18 protein-coding genes and 1 pseudogene are annotated in these 18762 nt (G+C 27.7%); 9 read left to right on the top strand and 10 right to left on the bottom strand.

Features of this window, described 5'->3' with window-relative positions; all coding sequences use genetic code 11:
- The first annotated feature begins 121 nt into the window (after window positions 1-121).
- Entirely contained in the window at window positions 122-550 is a 429-nt protein-coding gene (rpiB, locus tag L1S33_RS03050; protein ID WP_240561183.1) for a ribose 5-phosphate isomerase B, read from the top strand.
- Window positions 550-996 carry a GNAT family N-acetyltransferase gene (locus L1S33_RS03045; protein WP_240561182.1) on the top strand — a complete coding sequence of 149 codons (447 nt, stop codon included), beginning with the start codon at window positions 550-552 and terminating at the stop codon, window positions 994-996. Before rpiB ends, L1S33_RS03045 begins: the two co-directional genes overlap by 1 nt.
- Here L1S33_RS03045 and L1S33_RS03040 read toward each other — a convergent pair.
- The 3 genes from L1S33_RS03040 to L1S33_RS03030 are packed head-to-tail and all read right to left on the bottom strand — an operon-like array spanning window position 993 to window position 4997.
- The gene (locus L1S33_RS03040) at window positions 993-3551 is read right to left on the bottom strand and encodes a TonB-dependent receptor (protein ID WP_240561181.1); all 2559 of its coding nucleotides are present in this window, start codon (window positions 3549-3551) and stop codon (window positions 993-995) included. The genes L1S33_RS03045 and L1S33_RS03040 overlap by 4 nt on opposite strands.
- Window positions 3514-4428 (bottom strand): FecR family protein, encoded by a 915-nt coding sequence (locus L1S33_RS03035; RefSeq protein WP_240561180.1) that lies wholly within the window; start codon window positions 4426-4428, stop codon window positions 3514-3516. Before L1S33_RS03035 ends, L1S33_RS03040 begins: the two co-directional genes overlap by 38 nt.
- A gap of 59 nt (window positions 4429-4487) precedes the next feature.
- On the bottom strand, window positions 4488-4997 hold the full coding sequence (locus tag L1S33_RS03030; protein WP_240561179.1) for an RNA polymerase sigma factor: 510 nt from the start codon (window positions 4995-4997) through the stop codon (window positions 4488-4490).
- Between the two features lie 167 nt (window positions 4998-5164).
- Here L1S33_RS03030 and L1S33_RS03025 point away from each other — a divergent pair, with 167 nt between their 5' ends.
- Together L1S33_RS03025 and L1S33_RS03020 are read left to right on the top strand one after the other, a co-directional pair.
- Window positions 5165-6217, top strand: a complete 1053-nt coding sequence (locus L1S33_RS03025; RefSeq protein ID WP_240561178.1) for a hypothetical protein — start codon at window positions 5165-5167, stop codon at window positions 6215-6217.
- 124 nt (window positions 6218-6341) lie between these two features.
- Window positions 6342-7118 carry a membrane metalloprotease gene (locus L1S33_RS03020; protein ID WP_240561177.1) on the top strand — a complete coding sequence of 259 codons (777 nt, stop codon included), beginning with the start codon at window positions 6342-6344 and terminating at the stop codon, window positions 7116-7118.
- Between the two features lie 310 nt (window positions 7119-7428).
- Here L1S33_RS03020 and L1S33_RS03015 read toward each other — a convergent pair.
- From L1S33_RS03015 to L1S33_RS03000, 4 genes and pseudogenes are all read right to left on the bottom strand, one after another.
- Window positions 7429-7671, bottom strand: a pseudogene (locus tag L1S33_RS03015) (pseudouridine synthase); the annotation flags it as partial.
- 45 nt (window positions 7672-7716) lie between these two features.
- Window positions 7717-8886: a T9SS type B sorting domain-containing protein gene (locus L1S33_RS03010; RefSeq protein ID WP_240561176.1), complete on the bottom strand. Its 1170-nt coding sequence runs from the start codon at window positions 8884-8886 to the stop codon at window positions 7717-7719.
- 88 nt (window positions 8887-8974) lie between these two features.
- Window positions 8975-9544 carry a pseudouridine synthase gene (locus L1S33_RS03005; RefSeq protein ID WP_303435321.1) on the bottom strand — a complete coding sequence of 190 codons (570 nt, stop codon included), beginning with the start codon at window positions 9542-9544 and terminating at the stop codon, window positions 8975-8977.
- Window positions 9545-9548: 4 nt separating this feature from the next.
- The gene (locus L1S33_RS03000) at window positions 9549-10340 is read right to left on the bottom strand and encodes an aldose 1-epimerase (protein ID WP_240561175.1); all 792 of its coding nucleotides are present in this window, start codon (window positions 10338-10340) and stop codon (window positions 9549-9551) included.
- A gap of 113 nt (window positions 10341-10453) precedes the next feature.
- Between L1S33_RS03000 and recA the strand changes: the two genes are divergently transcribed.
- On the top strand, window positions 10454-11464 hold the full coding sequence (recA, locus tag L1S33_RS02995) for a recombinase RecA (RefSeq protein ID WP_240551049.1): 1011 nt from the start codon (window positions 10454-10456) through the stop codon (window positions 11462-11464).
- Window positions 11465-11539: 75 nt separating this feature from the next.
- Entirely contained in the window at window positions 11540-12082 is a 543-nt protein-coding gene (locus L1S33_RS02990; RefSeq protein WP_240561174.1) for a GNAT family N-acetyltransferase, read from the top strand.
- Here L1S33_RS02990 and L1S33_RS02985 read toward each other — a convergent pair whose 3' ends face one another.
- Together L1S33_RS02985 and dut are read right to left on the bottom strand one after the other, a co-directional pair.
- A complete protein-coding gene (locus tag L1S33_RS02985) occupies window positions 12083-13210 on the bottom strand; it encodes a peroxiredoxin family protein (protein ID WP_240561173.1) in 1128 nt (375 codons plus the stop codon).
- A 25-nt stretch (window positions 13211-13235) separates the two neighbouring features.
- A complete protein-coding gene (dut, locus tag L1S33_RS02980; protein ID WP_240551052.1) occupies window positions 13236-13667 on the bottom strand; it encodes a dUTP diphosphatase in 432 nt (143 codons plus the stop codon).
- A gap of 83 nt (window positions 13668-13750) precedes the next feature.
- Between dut and L1S33_RS02975 the strand changes: the two genes are divergently transcribed.
- Genes L1S33_RS02975 through L1S33_RS02965 form a run of 3 tightly spaced genes read left to right on the top strand, consistent with a single transcriptional unit; the run spans window position 13751 to window position 17064 of the window.
- Window positions 13751-14407, top strand: a complete 657-nt coding sequence (locus tag L1S33_RS02975; RefSeq protein WP_240551053.1) for a hypothetical protein — start codon at window positions 13751-13753, stop codon at window positions 14405-14407.
- Window positions 14408-14412: 5 nt separating this feature from the next.
- Window positions 14413-15672, top strand: a complete 1260-nt coding sequence (locus L1S33_RS02970; protein WP_240561172.1) for an MFS transporter — start codon at window positions 14413-14415, stop codon at window positions 15670-15672.
- A 45-nt stretch (window positions 15673-15717) separates the two neighbouring features.
- Window positions 15718-17064: a Kelch repeat-containing protein gene (locus L1S33_RS02965; RefSeq protein WP_240561171.1), complete on the top strand. Its 1347-nt coding sequence runs from the start codon at window positions 15718-15720 to the stop codon at window positions 17062-17064.
- Here the strand turns inward: L1S33_RS02965 and L1S33_RS02960 are convergent.
- Window positions 17057-18700, bottom strand: a complete 1644-nt coding sequence (locus tag L1S33_RS02960; protein ID WP_240561170.1) for a glycerol-3-phosphate dehydrogenase/oxidase — start codon at window positions 18698-18700, stop codon at window positions 17057-17059. The genes L1S33_RS02965 and L1S33_RS02960 overlap by 8 nt on opposite strands.
- Window positions 18701-18762: the final 62 nt, after the last annotated feature.

Below are 18762 nucleotides of genomic sequence, written 5' to 3'. Positions count from 1 at the left end.
CGTTAAAAACTTAAAAACTAAAGAGTTATTAAAAAAGCTAAAATTTACATTGTTTATAACTGTTGATAACCGTTAGTTTCTGTATTTTTGTACCATACAACACAATTAAAATCAATCTATTATGACAATCGCTATTGGTAACGATCACGCAGGAACACAATATAAGTTCGAAATTATAAAACATTTAGAAGAAAAAGGATATAAAGTTATCAATTTTGGAACTGATACTAACGATTCTATGGATTATCCAGATGCTATTCATCCAACAGCTAATGCTGTAGAAAGTGGTAAAGCAGAAATGGGTATTATTTTATGTGGAAGCGGAAATGGTGCACAAATGACAGCAAATAAACACCAAGGAATTAGAGCTGCATTATGTTGGAATAATGAATTGGTTGCACTTACCAGACAACATAATAATGCTAATGTACTTACAATTCCTGCACGTTTTGTTTCTGTACAACAAGCAATTGGTTTTGTAGATATTTTTCTTGCAACAGAATTTGAAGGAGGAAGACATGCAAATAGAGTTGATAAAATTTCTTGTTAATGAAATTTACCGTAAAATCATTTTCAGAATTAACTATTAATGAGTTGTATGCTATTTTACAATTACGCTCAGAAGTTTTTGTTGTAGAACAAGAGTGTGTGTACCAAGATATTGATTATAAAGATCAAAAATCTTTACATATTTTAGGTTTTAAAAACGATAAAATAGTAGCGTATACACGTATTTTTAAACCAGGAGATTATTTTAAAAATGCAAGTATTGGTAGAGTTGTTGTAGCTGCTGAAGAAAGAAAATACGGTTACGGACACAATTTAATGAAAGCTTCTATAGACGCTGTAAATTATCATTTTAAAGTTGAAGAAATTACAATTTCTGCCCAATTGTATTTAAAGAAGTTTTATGAAACGCATGGTTTTAAACAAATAGGTGAAGAGTATTTAGAAGACGGAATTCCACATATTAGAATGGATTTAAATGCTAATTAAAAGTTTACTCTAAAACTTAAATTTGGTGTAAAAGGTAAAGAATAATTATCTATTCGTCTTACATTATTTTCTGCAGTTTCATCTACAATATAATACGAATCTATAATGTTTTTTCTATCAGTAATATTGGTAAAACCTACACGTATTGTAGATTTTATAGCTTCAGAAAATTTAAATTTATAACTTCCGGAAACATCAACTCTAAAAAAGTTATCTAACCTTTCTTTATTTGGATTATCGTAATTTACAATAGTATTATTTCCGTTTTGTATAGTTTCATTACCTTTAATAGGCTTGGTAAAAGGTTTACCAGAACGTAAAACATTACCTAGAGATATTTTAAAGTTTTTAGTAAAACTATAGTTAAAAGCAGCACTTAATGAATGTGTAATATCTAAACTATTGGAAAAAGTTTGAGGATTAAAAATATCAAACTCATAATCGTTTTTAGAATAGGTGTAACTTAACCAAGTACTAATATTTTTAGCTTGTTTATTTATTAAGAACTCTACTCCTTTTGTCTCGTAATTTCCAATAGAATTAAAAGTTTGTGTATTGTTGTAAAATCCTTGATTTGCAGCAGTTATTCCACTTACTTTTTTATAAAAACCTGTAATATCTAATATTAGTTTATTCTTAGAAAATTCCACTCCAAAAGAAGCTTGTTTACTTTTAATTATTGGCGTTTTATCGTTATCAGAAAGAATCCATCTTCTTTTTTCTATACCTAAAAAATTATCTTCAAAATCTATTTTTTGAGCTGTAGTTTGGTTTTTAAATTCACCCTCTAATTTTAATGAAAACTCTGAATTTATTTTTTGTCTTATGTTAACTCTAGGTTCTAAAATGAATTTATTAAACTTATTAAAATGACTAACTCTAAAACCAAATCTTGCATAAGTTTTGTTTTTTTGATATTCAATTTCAGAATAAAATGCACTTTTTAATAATACTTCTTTTAATGTTTTAGAAAAACTTGGAGCATTAACTGTAGTGGTATTTCTTATACCAATTTCATTAAATACAAAACCATTTGTAAAATGAAAAACATCAGAAAACTCATATTTAGAATGGAGTTTAATTTCAGTTTCTAAAACGTTGTTAAATTGTGTTTGAAATTGATCTGTTTCCTTATTATAATCTGAAGAATTAATTCTATAATCAGAGAAAAAAGCCGATAAATTTGTAGAAAAATTTGAACTCCAATCTGCTTCCCAATTAATTTTAGCGCCTATATTTTCTTGTATTAAATTACTTTTTTCTTCTATTGTATTGGTATTAGAAGCGTATTCTTCTTTAAATTCAAAATTATTTTTAATGTGAATAAAATTAGCTCTAATAGCATGGTTAAAATTTACATCGTATAAGAATTTAAAAGAATAATCATAGAAATAAAAATTAGAATCAGCATCATTTTCTGAGTTAGAAGCAACTGAATTATTTTGAAAACTACGTGCAAAATAATTATTATAAGTTGGTGTATTTAAATAATCTGTAAAAGATCTTCTTCCGGAAATATGAAACTCAATATTATCTTTAATAGGAACTCTTAAAAAAGCATCTGCGCTTAAGAAATTAAAACCACCACCTCCAGAAAATTTATTTGTAATTCTATTAGAAGTTTGCATGTTTATTGTTGAAGAAACTCCGTCAGAAAAAGCACTGCTTGTACCATTTTTAGTTACCGCAACCTTCTTTGTTAAATATGGATTATAAGCCGATATTAAGCCAAAAAAATGACCAGAATGATACATTTTAATTCCATCCCAAAGCATTAAATTTTGGTCGTTTGTACCACCTCTAACATTAATATTAGAAATACTTTCGTTTACACTTTCTACTCCAGGTAAAATTTTAATTGTTTTTAAAATATCGGGTTCAATTAAACCAGGTAAAATTCCAAATTTTTCTGTGTTTAAAACTGTACTTCCGTCTACATTTTTTTGTAAACCAGAAGTTAAAAATTGTGCAATTCTTACTTCAGATAATTCTTCAACTTCTTCATCTAAATAAATTGTTTTACAACCACTAGAAGAAAATAATTCTTTCACCAATACTTCTTTTGTTTTATTACTAATAAAAGAAATACTTACTGTGGCATTTACAGGTACATTTTGAAGATAAAAATCACCTTTGTCATTAGTTACAGTTCCTATTTTAGAATTATTTATTCTTACCGAAGCTAAAACAAGTGGTTCTAAATTGCTTACATTTAATACACTACCACAAATTGAAATAAGTTTATTTAAGTAAGAAATAGTTACATATCTATTGTCTAAAGTATTAAATTGTAAAGTTGTTTTTGTGTTTAAATAAGCTAAAAGATCTTGGAGCGATATTCCTTTTTTAGGTGGCGTTATAGTAACGTTTTTTATATCATTATCTGAATAAGAAAACTTAATATCATACGTTTTTTCTAAATTCAATAATAATGAAGACAGTGCAATTTTATCAGAAGAATTCTGAGCAAACGTTATACTAGTTATAAGTATAAAACTGATAAAAAAAAACTGAAACCTATTTATCATAGTTAAAGATAGTAATTTTTTTACCATCAATTTTATAAGATAATTGTAAAGGAATTGTTATTGATTTTAATGCATTATTTACATCATTATGTGTAAAACCACCAGAATATAAAATATCTAAATTTATAGCTGTTGTTTCTATAGTATATCCAAATTGATTTTCTATTTCTTCTAAAACAAAACGTAAAGCTGTACTTTTAAAATTAGATTCTTTTTGCAACCAAGATTTTTCATTTATATCAAAAGTATGTGTGGTATCAATTTTACCATTTACTACTTTAAAAATGGTTCCTTTAGGCAATTTAACAACAGAGTTTTTATACGTAACACTTACTAAACCTTCATAAGTTTTTACTTCAAAATAGTTTTCTCTTTCTTTTACATTAAATTGTGTTCCAAGTACAGTTACTTCACCAATTTCAGTATTTACAGTAAACTTTTTTCCTTTTTGTACTTTAAAATATGCTTCTCCTTCTAAATTTAAATTTCTATTCTCTTCCCATTTATCTTTAGCGTAAGAAATTTCAGAGTTAGCATTTAAAATTACTTCAGAATTATCGGGTAAATTAAAGTTCTTTGTTTGTGCAAATTCTGTTTTAAAATTAGTGTTACTATTTGAAAATAGAAAATAAGTAGTTGTTAATAAAACAACCAAAATAGCAGCATATTTGTACAATTTTTTAATATTAAAACGAACAACTTTACCTTTTTTGGTTGTGTTTTGCGTTTTTAATTTTAAATCTTTTAATGCTTCTTCTACATTTACTTTTGGAGTATCTAACTGAGATGAATAATGCGCAATTTTTTCTAAAGTAGTAAACTCTTCAGTTTCTTTTAGGCGCAATAAATCTTCATCAGAGTTTTCTCTGTTTAGCCATTTTAAAATGTCGTTTTCGTTTTTCATTTTTGGTACTTCTATATATATAACAACTATAATGTGTTTTACCCTACTTTAAAAGAAGATTAAATTCCTTCAATTTTTGTTCTCAATTTTTTTAATGCTGATGACATCCTTTTTTCAACTGCTTTTTGAGAAATTTCTAAGAATTCTGCTATTTCTCTGTATTTTTTTCCATCAATTCTATTCATTAAAAAAACTTCTCTTTCTCCTTCAGTTAATTCTGAAATTGCATTTTGAAGTTTATTTTTAAACTCTTCTTCTTCTAATAAATATTCAGGATTCTGGTTATTAACATCTAAATAAGGACTACTTTTAGCATATTCTAAAACTACTTTTTCATGTTTAACTTTGTTAAGAAAAAGGTTATTTACCACTGTAAATAAGTAAGACTTTGCTTTAGAAAAATCTACTTTAGAACAGTTTTCCCAAATTTTTATAAATGCTTCTTGTGCTAAATCTAATGAAGTATTTTTATCTCCAGATTTATAGTATGCAAAGTTACTAGCATGCTGAATATGAGAAGTATAAAATTCATTAAAATAAATTTCATCACAAAGAGACTTAGTAGCCATAAAATATTTTTTTAAGGAAAAATGAATTGCAAAGGTAGGGTAAATAAATATTTAGTTGTTTTACTTACAGAAGGGAAATTAGGCCTCTCCCAAAAATAATATTTAGGTAAATTAAAAAAGTTTTTTCCTATTAAAATAATAAACATTAATTATTAAAAGATATTAAGATGAAAGTATTAAAAAAAATAACACTATTAACATTAACATTAGTTTTAGGTTTTACAGCATGTCAAACTGAAGAAAATGCAGAAATAGGATCTAATCCAAACACAAATTCTTCAACATCACCAACAGCATCAAATTATGAAAGAACTGCAATGAATAATGGTTCGGAAGATGATTTTTTAGATGGAAATGCATGTACAGAGCTATTATTTCCCCTATCTGCAACCGTAAACGGACAACAAGTTACGCTTTTAAGTAAATTAGATTTTTCTTCAGTATTAAACATTATGGGAGAGTTTAATGATGATTCTGATACTGTTATATTTGAATTTCCTATAAGTGTTAAAACAAGTAATTACACAGAAGTTACTGTTAATAATCAAACGGAATTTGATGCTTTAAAACAAGAATGTGAAAACGCACAATCTCAAGGAGAAGATGCAATTTCTTGTGTAGATATTGAGTTTCCAATTACAATTTTAACCTATGATATTGCTTTGGAACAAACAGGAAATGTTGTTCTTCAGTCAGAAAACCAATTACACACTTTTATTACAGGTTTACAACAAGATGAATTATTTTCAGTTGATTATCCTATAAATGTAACATTAAGTAATGGAACGTCTGTAGCAGTTAATAGTGATATAGATTTTCAGAATGCAATTTCAGAGTGTGTTCAGTTTGAAGAAGAAAAAGAAGATTCTGCTGAAGTAGCAGCAGAAGTTGAAGCCATTTTAACAGGAACTAAATTTACTGTAGAAAGCTATATTGTTGCAAGTGTAGATACTGCAAATGATTATGTAAATTATACAATTGAGTTTACTAACGACTTAAAGTTATTAGCTAAAGATATTGTAAACACAACAACAAGTAATATAGAAGGAACCTATTCAGTAAGCTCAGAAACAGATGTTTTTTTAAACACAAATTTTGCTAGTGGAACTGCAGTTAGTGCTTTAGGGCAAGATTGGGTAGTAACTACTTATAGCAATACTTTAGTTCATTTAAAAAGTAAAACAGATGCATCAACAACATTAACATTTAAAAAAATATAAATTTTTTAGTGCCCCTTTAGTTTAGTTGTTTAAAAGCTTTGCGACTATTTAATTATAGTTGTAAGGCTTTTTTTAAAACCAGAAACCTTATTTGTTCGTAAGTATATTTATAAATTAAAATTAAATGAAAACTTCTCTTATAAAAACCTTCTTATTCTTTTTAGTATTTTATTCATGTTCTTCTTCTATGAGTGAAGAAAATACAGAGAACCCAACAGTAACTGTCAATGAAAACAGGCAACCTACAGGATCTTCTGCAAATGATTTGCTATCAGATATTAATTTTAAGAAAATAACAGTAGAAATGGCTTTTATTGAAGGTTTTGAACCTGCTGAAATAGCTAAAAATAATTTTAAAACTTTTCTTGAAAATAGAATTAACAAACCAGAAGGGATAGAATTTATTACTAATGAAATTCCTAGCACAGGTAAAACAGTTTATACTTTAGAAGAAGTTGTGGCTATAGAAAAAGAAAATAGAACAGCTTATAATACAGATACAACAATTGCTGTTTGGGTTTTGTTTATTAATGGAAAATCTTCTAATGATACCAATTCTAGTTCGGTTTTAGGAACAGCCTATTGGAACACTTCTTTTGTAATTTATGAAGAAACAATTCATAATTTAAGTGATAGTAGTTTTGATCCAGAAAGAAGTATGTTAGAAACTTCAGTAATTAACCATGAGTTTGGCCATATTTTAGGATTAACAAATTTAGGAACCGATTTACAAAGTGATCATGAAGATGAAGAACATCCTAAACATTGTGATGAAGAAGATTGTTTAATGTATTGGGCAGCAGAAACGAGCCAAGGTATTGGTAACATGCTTTCAGCAGGAAGTGTACCAACTTTAGACGCTCAATGCTTGGCAGATTTAAAAGCTAATGGAGGAAAATAAATTTTAATTAGAATTTAATAAGAAAGAGAAGTGTTTTACTTCTCTTTTTTTTTAGTCATTTTATAAATTAAGTAACCAAAACCAACTACAAAGTGTAAAATTATTACCCCAGCTACAATATATAAAGTTGTGTTAGAATTATTCATTTAACAAAATTAAGTACAAGTTTTACTAATTTATATGATAAATATCAAGTTAAATTATTTACTTGTTTAGCGCCTCCAACTACTAAATCATCTAATTGTATTTTATCAATTAAAAATTATTTCTCAGGTTTTGTGATATATTTTTTTCCATTAAAACCAATTTATACACCTGTTTTTAATTGTGCTACCTCTTTTTCGGTTATAACTCTATCAACTCGTACGTAGTATTCTTTCTCGTATTTTTGGGGTCTAATTTCAGTAGAAACTTTTCCATCAGTTGTTAATAAAAATAAGCCTTCCGAAGGCATATCTAAACGTCCAATTGCCATTTTTCCTTCAGGAAAATCGTATAATTCACCTAATAATTTTTTCTTCCGCTTTGCGGGATTTATAAACTGAGAAATCATTCCCTAAGGTTTATGAATTATAAAATGACGGTGTTTTTGCATTACTTATTTTCTAAGTAATGTAATACTTCCATATTTTAGAGAATTATCTAAAAAATGTATTTTATACCAATAGGTATTTGAAGGAACTTTATTTCCTTTATAAGTTCCATCCCAACCTAATTGTAAGTCTGGTTTGGAAATAAGTTTTCCAAACCTATTAAAAATTAATATTTCTTTAATTTCTTTATTAGATTTTACCACCCAAAAATCATTTTTATAATCGTCATTTGGAGTAAAAAACAATGGAAAAGAATTAAAATTACCAACATTACAGTCTATATTTATAGTAAAGCTGCTTTCTTTTGTACAATTAGAATTTATAGTATCTGTATTATAAATATAAATAGTTTGTGAGCTAGAAATTATATCTCCAAATTGTAACATTTCACCTTCACCACCAGAGAGCGTGTAATAATTTCCATTTATTAATTCTGGTAAAATATAATTTTGGCATGTGTTTATATCTTCTATTTCATCAACAAAAATGTTACATGGTATTGGTGTACATGCTTCCTCATTATCAGTAAAGCTAGTTGTATTATCAACATTTAACCAATTAATAGTACTATAATTAATATTATCAACAGCAATACATTCTAATTTTGGATTATTTAATGCATTAAAGCTTGTAATTTCAATATTGTGTCCATTTTTAACGTTAAGATACTCTAAATCATTATTATTAACAGAAATAAACTGTAAATCGTTATTACTTGAAAAATTTAATTCTTCAATTTTATTGTTACTAAAATCAATAGATTGAAGCAGAGGATTATTAGTGGTTATTATTTCTTTTATATTATTATTTTTACAAAAAAGAATTTCTAAGTTCCTATTATTAGATATATCGATACTTTCTAATTTGTTATTATTACAAGAGATGGTTCTTAATTTAATAAGAGAAGAAATATCTATTTCTACTAAATTATTATTTCTAACCTGTAGGTGTTTTATATTAGAAAAATCTTGAATACCAGTTAAGTCAGAAATATTATAGTCCATTAAAAAAATTTCATTCAAATTATTAATATTGGAAGTTAAAACGTAATTATCTATTGGACCAGAATCATAACCTTTATCAATAAGAGCTTGCTCAAAATTATTATCAGGTATATAAGTTCTTTGAGAATATATACTAGTAATAAAGAAAAGAAAAAGAATTAATATTTTCATTATTTATTAAAAATCAGAAGTTTATAAAAAATAAGTATTATGTCTTAGTAGATAAAAAAGCATAAAAATTACAGAAAGATATGTTTTTTTAAGAAACAAATCCATTAACTTCAATAACTTTTCCAACTTTTATATTTCCTAATTGTATTTCACCAATTCTAATGCGAATTAAACGTAAAGTAGGAAACCCAACTGCTGCGGTCATTTTACGTACTTGTCTAAACTTTCCTTCTCTAATAATTATTGAAACCCAACTTGTTGGACCATGTCGTTCATCTCTAATTTTTTGACTTCTCAGTGGAAACTTTGGGTCATCAATTAAAAATGCTTTCCCTGGCTTTGTAATATATTTTTTTCCATTAAAACCAATTTCTACACCTGTTTTTAATTGTGCTATCTCTTTTTCAGTTATAATTCCATCAACTTGTACGTAGTATTCTTTCTCGTATTTTTGTGATCTAATCTCAGCAGAAACTTTTCCATCAGTTGTTAATAAAAGTAGGCCTTCCGAAGGCACATCTAAACGTCCAATTGCCATTGTTCCATCAGGGAAATCATATAATTCACCCAATAATTTTTTCTTCCGCTTTGCAGGATTTACAAATTGAGAAATCATTCCCCAAGGTTTATGAATTATAAAATGGCGGTGTTTTTTTATCAAATTATATAACTTTAATTGCTACAGAAAAAAAATTTACTCCTTGAGATAAACTCATATTTTCTTCAGAAAATTTTTGATCTGTATGAGAAGTATATTGTGTAATTGGCTCTATACAAAGCATATTGTCAACTTCTGTCCACAACATAAAATTATTGAACCCTTTAGTAGTAATTTCTAAATCGTTTTTATCAATATTTTTTAAGGTAACTTTATCTGTTCCTAAAATGGGAAAAGCATTAGAACCTGCTTTAAAAACATCTTTTAAGGTAATTTTAGTTTCATTAGATTCTAAAATTTCATTACCTGTATTAGATAAAAGAAATGCAGGATGATAGCCCAACATAAAAGGCATTCCTTTTTTTGAATTGATAATAAATTCTATTTTTAAAACATTATTTTCTAATTTAAAATTCTTTTCAAAAGAAAAATCAAACGGCCAAAATAAATTTTCTTCATTAGATTTTACTGGGAATTTACTGTTTTTTATAGCAGTATTTTTAGAATATTTTTTTATAAAATTAGCCGAATTTTCATTCGAAGAAACTAAAGTATAATCAAGTTCACGCAATAAACCATGTTGATCTAAAATTGCAATACCATTTTTGGTATGAACTCTATAATTATTTTTAACAGTTGGACCAATTACAGGAAACATTTCATCATCAGAATTACGCCACCCTTTATTCCCTTTTTGATGAATATATTCTTTATTTTCTCTCTTAAAACTAATTAATTCACCTTTTTCAATTTTAACAAAAGAATTTTTGTTTTTTAAATTTATTATAGATTTCATTGAGATTATACTTTGTGTAAAAATACTATAAATTTGACTGTTTTTTGTTAGGGAAATCATCTTATATTTTTGTAACTTGTCGCACTTATTTAAAAATAAACAAAGCAAGATTTATGGCAGCAGCAGATAAAGAAAAAGCAGCAAAACTTAAAGCATTACAGCTTACTTTAGATAAATTAGACAAGACTTACGGAAAAGGTTCTGTAATGAAATTAGGAGATGTAGTTACACAAGAAGTAGATGCAATTTCTTCAGGTTCTTTAGGGTTAGACTTAGCTTTAGGCGTTGGTGGTTATCCAAGAGGAAGAGTTATTGAAATTTACGGACCAGAATCTTCAGGTAAAACAACATTAACTTTACACGCAATTGCAGAAGCTCAAAAAGCTGGTGGAATTGCAGCATTTATTGATGCAGAACATGCATTTGATAAATTTTATGCAGCTAATTTAGGTGTAGATATAGACAATTTAATTATTTCTCAACCAGATCATGGAGAGCAAGCATTAGAAATTGCAGACAATTTAATTCGCTCGGGAGCAATTGATATTGTTGTAATTGATTCTGTTGCAGCATTAACTCCAAAATCTGAAATTGAAGGAGAGATGGGAGATTCTAAAATGGGTCTTCATGCACGTTTAATGAGTCAAGCATTACGTAAATTAACAGGTACAATTTCTAAAACTAACTGTACAGTTATTTTTATTAACCAATTACGTGAAAAAATTGGTGTAATGTTCGGTAATCCAGAAACAACAACAGGTGGTAACGCATTAAAGTTTTACGCATCTGTACGTTTAGATATTAGAAGAAGAACACAACTTAAAGATGGCGATAAAGTTATAGGAAATATGACTAAAGTTAAAGTTGTTAAAAATAAAGTTGCACCACCTTTTCAAATTGCAGAATTTGATATTATGTATGGAGAAGGAATCTCTAAAGTTGGAGAAATTTTAGATATTGGTGTAGAATTAGGTATTGTTAAGAAAAGTGGTTCTTGGTTTAGTTACGGAGAAACAAAATTAGGTCAAGGTAGAGATGCTGTTAAAGGTTTAATAAAAGACAATCCAGATTTAATGGAAGAATTAGAAGGAAAAATAAAAGATGCTATTGAAAACCAAGATTAAGTTTAATTAGAAGTTTTTATAATTATAAAACTGCTGCGGAATTAATCAATCTGTAGCAGTTTTTTTTATTTTGAAATGATAAAAGTAACAGAAAACATACAATTACAACCTATTTTGAGTTCAGATTCAGATAGGTTGTTTACTCTTATGAAAGAAGTATATCCGCTTGCGTATGCTCACTTTTGGCAAGATAATGGAGATTGGTATGTAAATACACAATATTCAAAAGAAAACATTTTAAAAGAGCTCTCTCAAGAGAAAACCGAATACTATTTTGTACTATTTAAAGGTGAAATTATAGGTAATTTTAGAATTATTTGGGATGAAGAACTGGAAGGATTATCTGAAGAAAAACAAGTAAAACTCCACCGAATTTATTTACATAAAAACACACAAGGAAACGGCATTGGTAAAACGTTGCTTTCTTGGTTAGACAAAAAAGCTAAAGAAAAAGGCTATACAATTATTTGGTTAGATGCAATGGATGCGCAGCCACAAGCTTTTCAATTTTATAAAAAGCTCGGTTATAAATATCATTCACACACTTTTTTACCTTTTGATTTATTGCATGATGAGGTTCGAAAAATGAGTCAGGTTTATAAAGTTTTAGAACCTTAATTATTTACTTAAAATCTTACTTATTTTATAAGACATTTCTTCTATTAACTCTGTATTATATCCAGATTTGTAAAATTGTATAATTCCTTTTTCATCAATTATTACATGGCTTGGAAAAGATTTTACCTCAAACTTTTCTGCTAACCATCTTCCATCTTCAACAAGTTGATAATTAAATTCATTAAACTTTAAAAAGGAATCTAACTTGTACTCTTTATCTAAAGCAATTGCTATAAAAGCTACATCTTTATTTTTAAATTTTTTCTTCAGTGTATTAAGCTCAGGAATTTGTTTTTTGCTCCATTTTCCTTTAGTAAACCAAAAATAAAGAACTGTTGCTTTGTTTTTTAAACTATTACTTTTAATTTTATCTCCTTTCATTGTTCTAAATGAAAATTTAGGAGCGTTTGTTCCAATTCTTCTATGATCAGTTTCTGCCTTAATTATTTTTTTTTCTTTTATTTTTTTAAGCTCTTTTTTATTTTCTTCTGGAGTTATTATTTTATAGTCATCTAAACTATAAATAGAGTTTGGAACTTTAGAATATGCTATTCTTCTTGCAGTAACAGTATAAGCTCCTAAGCTTTTACTATACCCAGGAAATTCTAACATAAACCCCTCTGTATTAAAAAACTGTACATATCTTAACCCTAATTCTTTTGTCGTATAAATGTTGTAGTTTTTTCCTTTTCTATTTACGGTAGATAATTGGCAAGAAAAACCCAAAATTTCTTTCTTTTTCCCTTCATGAAATGTTACATCTCTTGTAGGTAATTTAAAGTCTTTAATAACCGCCTTTTTACGCTTACTATAATCAGAATAAGAGTATGCTTTTTCTTCACTATAATCTAATAAAAGATATTTAGATAAATTTAAATTTTCACCCAATCTTTTTTCTAAGAGCTTATTTTTATTAAAAGTAATTACTAGTTCTTTAATAAAACTTGTGCTCTTTTTTTGTTTTTCGGTGAGTTCTTTTTCATAGACAACATCGTAAAAGATAATTACATCATCTTTTATGTTTTTTACACTCTCGTATTTCCATTGAGCATTAATAGTATTACAAATTGTGAATAATAAAAAAGTTATTGTAAGTCTAAATTGCACTAAATTTTGTTTCTTTTTCATTATTTCATTTTTATATTTAAGTGTTTTAAACTCCTGTACTTCCAAAACCACCAGCACCACGTTCTGTTTCACTTAAAACGGTAACCTCTTGCCAATTTACACGTTCGTGTTTTGCAATAATTAATTGTGCTATCCTTTCTCCATCATTTATAACAAACTCTTCATTAGATAAGTTAACTAAAATTACACCAATTTCCCCGCGATAATCTGCATCTACGGTTCCAGGAGAATTTAAAACTGTAATTCCTTTTTTAGCAGCCAAACCACTTCTTGGTCTAACTTGTGCTTCAAAACCAATAGGTAAAGCTATAAATAAACCAGTTTTAACAATGGCTCTTTCTAAAGGTTTTAATGTTATTGCTTGTTCAATATTTGCGCGTAAATCCATTCCTGCTGCTCCTTCAGTTTCATAATTTGGAGTTGCATGTTTAGACTTATTTATAATTTGTACGTTCATTTTAAAAGTTTTCACAAATATATCAATTCAAGTAAAAGCAAATGTTTAATTTTGAACAAATTGTTTTATTTTTAAATTACTGAATGAAAACTATACAAGAAGCTGTTGAAGCTACTATAAGAAAAACGCCTTTTATTGAAGAAGCGCTAAATGAAAAATTAATAAATGTATCTTCTTTAGCAAGAGAAATTTTGCCAGAAGTTACTAAAGTTTTGCGCAAAGAAGTTAAAGTTGGAGCAGTAATGATGGCAATAAATAGACTTTCTCCAGCAACCGATTTAAGAATAAGGAAAAACATAAAAAAGCTAGCAGTAAATTTGGGTGATTTTATAGTTCGATCAGAATTATGTGATTTTACCTTTAAAAATACACCAACATTATTAAAAGAAATTGCTAAAATTTTAACCAAATCTGCTGAACAAACCGATACTTTTTTAACTATTTCTCAAGGTATTTTTGAAACCAATATAGTTACTAGTAAAAGTTTAATACCTTTTGTTGAAGATTTTTTTGAAGATGAAATATTAACAAGTACAGTTTTAGACTTGGCTTCAATTACTATAAAATTACCCAAAGGAAACTTAGAACAATCTGGTATTTATTATTTTATTTTAAAACAACTTGCTTGGGCTAATATTGCTGTGCAAGAAGTTATTTCTACAACTAATGAAATGACAATAGTTGTTAAGGAAGAAGAAATAAATAATACTTTTTCTATACTAATGGATTTAAAAAAATAAATTGAATGAAAGACCCTTATGCTGCTCTTAGAATAAAAGAGTTTAACATTTTTTTATTCGTTAGATTTCTATTGGTATTTGGTTGGTCTATGCAATTTATTGTAATAGAATGGCAGGTATATTCCATTACAAAAGATCCACTTTCTTTAGGAATAATTGGTTTAATGGAAATTATTCCGGCATTTTCTATGGCTTTATTTGCTGGCCATATTGTAGATCAACGAGAAAAACGAAACTTATTAGCAATTTGTACTGCCGCTTTTTCTTTAATTAGTTTAGGTTTATTTTTCTTAACTACAGACAACATAATAAGTAATTGGTCTACCAACTCTGTTTTATATTCAATTTATGCTTTAGTCTTTTTTGGTGGTTTTTTGCGTTCATTTTTTGGGCCAACAATTTTTTCTTTAGTGGCTTTATTAGTACCTAAAAACATATATCATAATGCTGCAACTTGGAGTACAAGTACTTGGAAAACAGCTTCTGTTTCTGGTGCTCTTTTCGGAGGTTTTTTTATAAGTTGGATAGGTGTTGACAAAACGCTATGCTTAGTTTTTATATTAGTTATGCTGTCTTTACTATTCACTTTTTTAATAAAGAAGAAACCAATTTTGAATAAAAAAATTGGCGAACCTATGATGCAAAGTTTATCCGCAGGAGTAAAATTTGTTTTTCAAAATAAAGCAATTTTAGGCGTGTTAACTTTAGATATGATTGCTGTTTTGTTTGGAGGAACCGTGGCAATTTTATCGGTTTTTGCACAAGACGTTTTAAAAGTTGGGCCAGAAGGTTTTGGTATTTTAAACGCTTCAATTTCAATAGGAAGTATTGTTACCATGTTTATAACAACTTACATTCCAATTGATAAAAATACAGGGAAAAAAATGTTGATTTCAGTATTTATTTTTGGACTTAGTATTATTGCTTTTGGGTTATCTTCTATTTTCTGGGTAAGTATTTTAGCACTTTTTATAAGTGGAGCTGCAGACGGAATATCAATGGTTATTCGTCAAACAATTTTACAATTAAAAACTCCAGATGAAATGCGAGGAAGAGTATCTTCTGTAAACTCTATGTTTGTGGGTTCTTCTAACGAGCTTGGTGCTTTTGAAAGCGGTTTAGCTGCAAAATTACTAGGACCAGTTGTAGCTGTTGTTTTTGGTGGAACGATGACATTAATTACCGTAGTTGCCACAGGAGCTTTAAATCCAACTTTAAGAGAGTTAGATTTAACAGAAGACATTGAAGCAAATGAAAAAGCATAACCTTAAATAGGTATGATTTTTGATATATAAAAAGAAATTTTTCCAATGAAAAAGATACTTCTTTTAATTTTTTTATTAGCCTGTAATAACGTTTTTTCTCAAAGAATTAAAGGCGTAGTTTTAGATTTTAGTACTAAAACCCCGGTTCAAAAAGCCCATATTCTCTTTAAAGACAAGGTGCTTCTAACCAATAATAAAGGCGAATTTTCTTTTAGATTACATAAAAAGGAAAGTATAAACCTTACAATTACTCACATTAAATACAAAACTAAAAGTATTGATTATGATGTTATTAAATCTCCTGTAGTTATTTATCTTGATGAAAAAGTAGAGACTTTGGAGGAGGTAAAATTAAACACTAATAAAAAGCTTAAAAACTCCATTGAATATAAAAGGTTACAGAATTTACCAAAAGGAGTTTATTCATTTGGTTCTATATTAAAAGACAATAAAATACATGTTTTTGGTGGCGATAATTCCAGCTTATTTGAAAAAAATAAAAAAGGAATTACAGAGTTACAAAGAAGTACTGAAGAAGAAATTATGAAGATTTTAAATAGACCAAGTTCTATTAATTTTAATAATTTTGAAGGCTCATTACAGACTTTCGATTTTGAAACTAGAAAATGGATTCAAAATAAAGATAAGGTATTAAAAAGAGCTTATTTTAAAGCTGTTTTAAAAGAAGAAAGTATCTATCTTTTAGGAGGAAAAAAGTTATCAAAAACAAAAGCAAGAGATCTTCTTGAAAATAATATTGAAATAATTTCTATAAAAGATTTTTCTGTTACAAAAGATCAAACAAACCCACATCAAGCAGTAGATTTTGGTGCTGCAGTTTATGATAATAAAATTGTTGTTTTTGGAGGTTCTACTAAACTATTTGATAATGGTAGGAAAAATTATTCAGACGATGTTCACCTTTATGATTCTGATACCGGATATTGGTATTTACTTACCAAAATTTCTAAAGGAAAGGAAGTAAACGGAATTGTTTTTAACGACAACTTATTTTTATTTGGAGGTTTTAGAGGAAAAAAATTAAAAGAGATAGAGTCTTTTAATTTAAAAACAGGAAAATGGAAAAAAGAAGGTGAGCTTTTTAGAGCAATGAAAAAACCAGCAATTACAACAAATGATGGATTAATTTATTTGTATGAAGCAGGAAGATTTGTTGTTTTTAATCCTATAGATAAAACACTAAAAGAATATAGAACAGATTTAAATTTTGCTGGCGCAGAAATGCATTTTTTAAATGATAATTTATATGTTTTAGGAGGTTATCAAATAGAAGATTTTAGAAAATCTCCATCAAATGGATTTTATAGAATTAGAATATCAGAGTTTTTAAAAACAAAACCTACAAACACTAAAATATTATCATTTAATTGAAATTAGAAGCTAAAGCAATTTTCTCTTCTAATTCTTTTTGATGTTTTTTAACAGTATTTGTATCCCAATTAAAATAATTTACAAACTCTTTTAACACCAATTCTTGGTATTTATAAACGCTGTTTATATCAAAAAATAAACGGCCAGTTCTACGCATAAAAAAGTCGGTTGGTGTACAAACCATTTCGTTTTCTATTGTAAACCAAACCTCTGCTTTTATCATTTTTTCTTGTTGATTTTCATCAGATAAAGCATCAAATTTCTTTAAGATAACATCTGTTTGCTTACCATAATTATAAACTAAATATTCAGCATCTTTCTGATCAAAATCTACTTCAGCAATTCTATTATAAATAGCATCAGTATAACTTTGTACTTCGCTAGAATCTTTAAAAGTTCCGCCAGATAATGTTATTTTATCTGTAGTTACGTTTTTAAACTTAATATCAAATTTTCTTTGGTATTTTTTAGCAACTAAATCTACAATACGTTCAGCCATTTTACGGTAACCGGTAAGTTTTCCTCCTGCAATAGAAATTAATTCCGTTTTAGAAACAAAAATTTCATCTTTTCTAGATAACTCAGAAGCAGATTTTCCTTCCTCATGTATTAAAGGTCGTAATCCTGCCCAAGAAGACTCAATATCGTCTAAAGTTATATTTATGTCTGGAAACATATTATTAACTGCAGAAATTAAATACGTAGCATCTACCAAGTTGGTTTCTACGTTGTTTTTATCTAGCTGAAAATTAGTATCAGTTGTTCCAAAGTAGGTAACTCTTCCACGTGGAATTGCAAACATCATTCTTCCGTCTGGAATATCAAAATAAACCGATTGTTGTACAGGTAATTTTTCATGAGGAACAACCAAATGAACACCCTTTGTTAAGTGTAAACGTTTCCCAATTTTAGAATTATTTATCTGTCTTAATTCGTCTACCCAAGGTCCAGCAGCGTTTACCACATATTTGGATTTTATTGTAAATTCTTCCGAAGAGAAAGTATCTTTTACAGTTGCTCCAACCACTTTATCTTCTTTATATAAAAACTCAGAAGCTTCAGTATAATTTAAACAAACTGCGCCTTTTTCTGCAGCAGTTTTTAAGACTTCAATAGTTAAACGCGCATCATCTGTTCTGTATTCTGCATAATAACCAGCTCCATTTAAAATCTTTTTAGGAAGTAACGGTTCTTTTGCTAAACTTTCCTTTTTAGTTAGCATTTTTCGCTTGTCTTCACCTTCTACAGACGCTAAAATATCATACACTTTTAAACCGACTGATGTTAACCAAGAACCATATGTTCCGCCATCAACTAGTGGTAAAATCATTTTTTCAGGAATTACTAAATTCGGTGCTAATTTGTGTACAATTGCACGTTCTGTACCTACTTCTTTTACCAACCAAAAATCAAATTGTTTTAAATAACGTAAACCACCATGAATCAATTTTGTTGATTTACTTGAGGTTCCAGAAGCAAAGTCGTTTTTTTCAATTAAAGCAACTTTCATTCCACGAGAAATTGCGTCTAAAGCAATTCCTGCACCTGTAATTCCACCACCAATAATTAGTAGATCAAATTCAGTGTTTTGAAGTTCTTGTTGTGTTTCTTTTCTATTGAAGTACGAAAAATTCATGGGTATTTATTTGAATACAAAAGTACTAAATAACAATAGATTTTTATTGATTTTCTGTCATT

The sequence above is a fragment of the Tenacibaculum aquimarinum genome (genome assembly GCF_022478115.1).
In the GTDB taxonomy this organism is placed as follows: Bacteria; Bacteroidota; Bacteroidia; order Flavobacteriales; family Flavobacteriaceae; genus Polaribacter; species Polaribacter aquimarinum_A.
The sequence above is the reverse complement of the archived record's forward strand: the minus strand, read 5'-3'. Positions and strand labels throughout refer to the sequence as shown.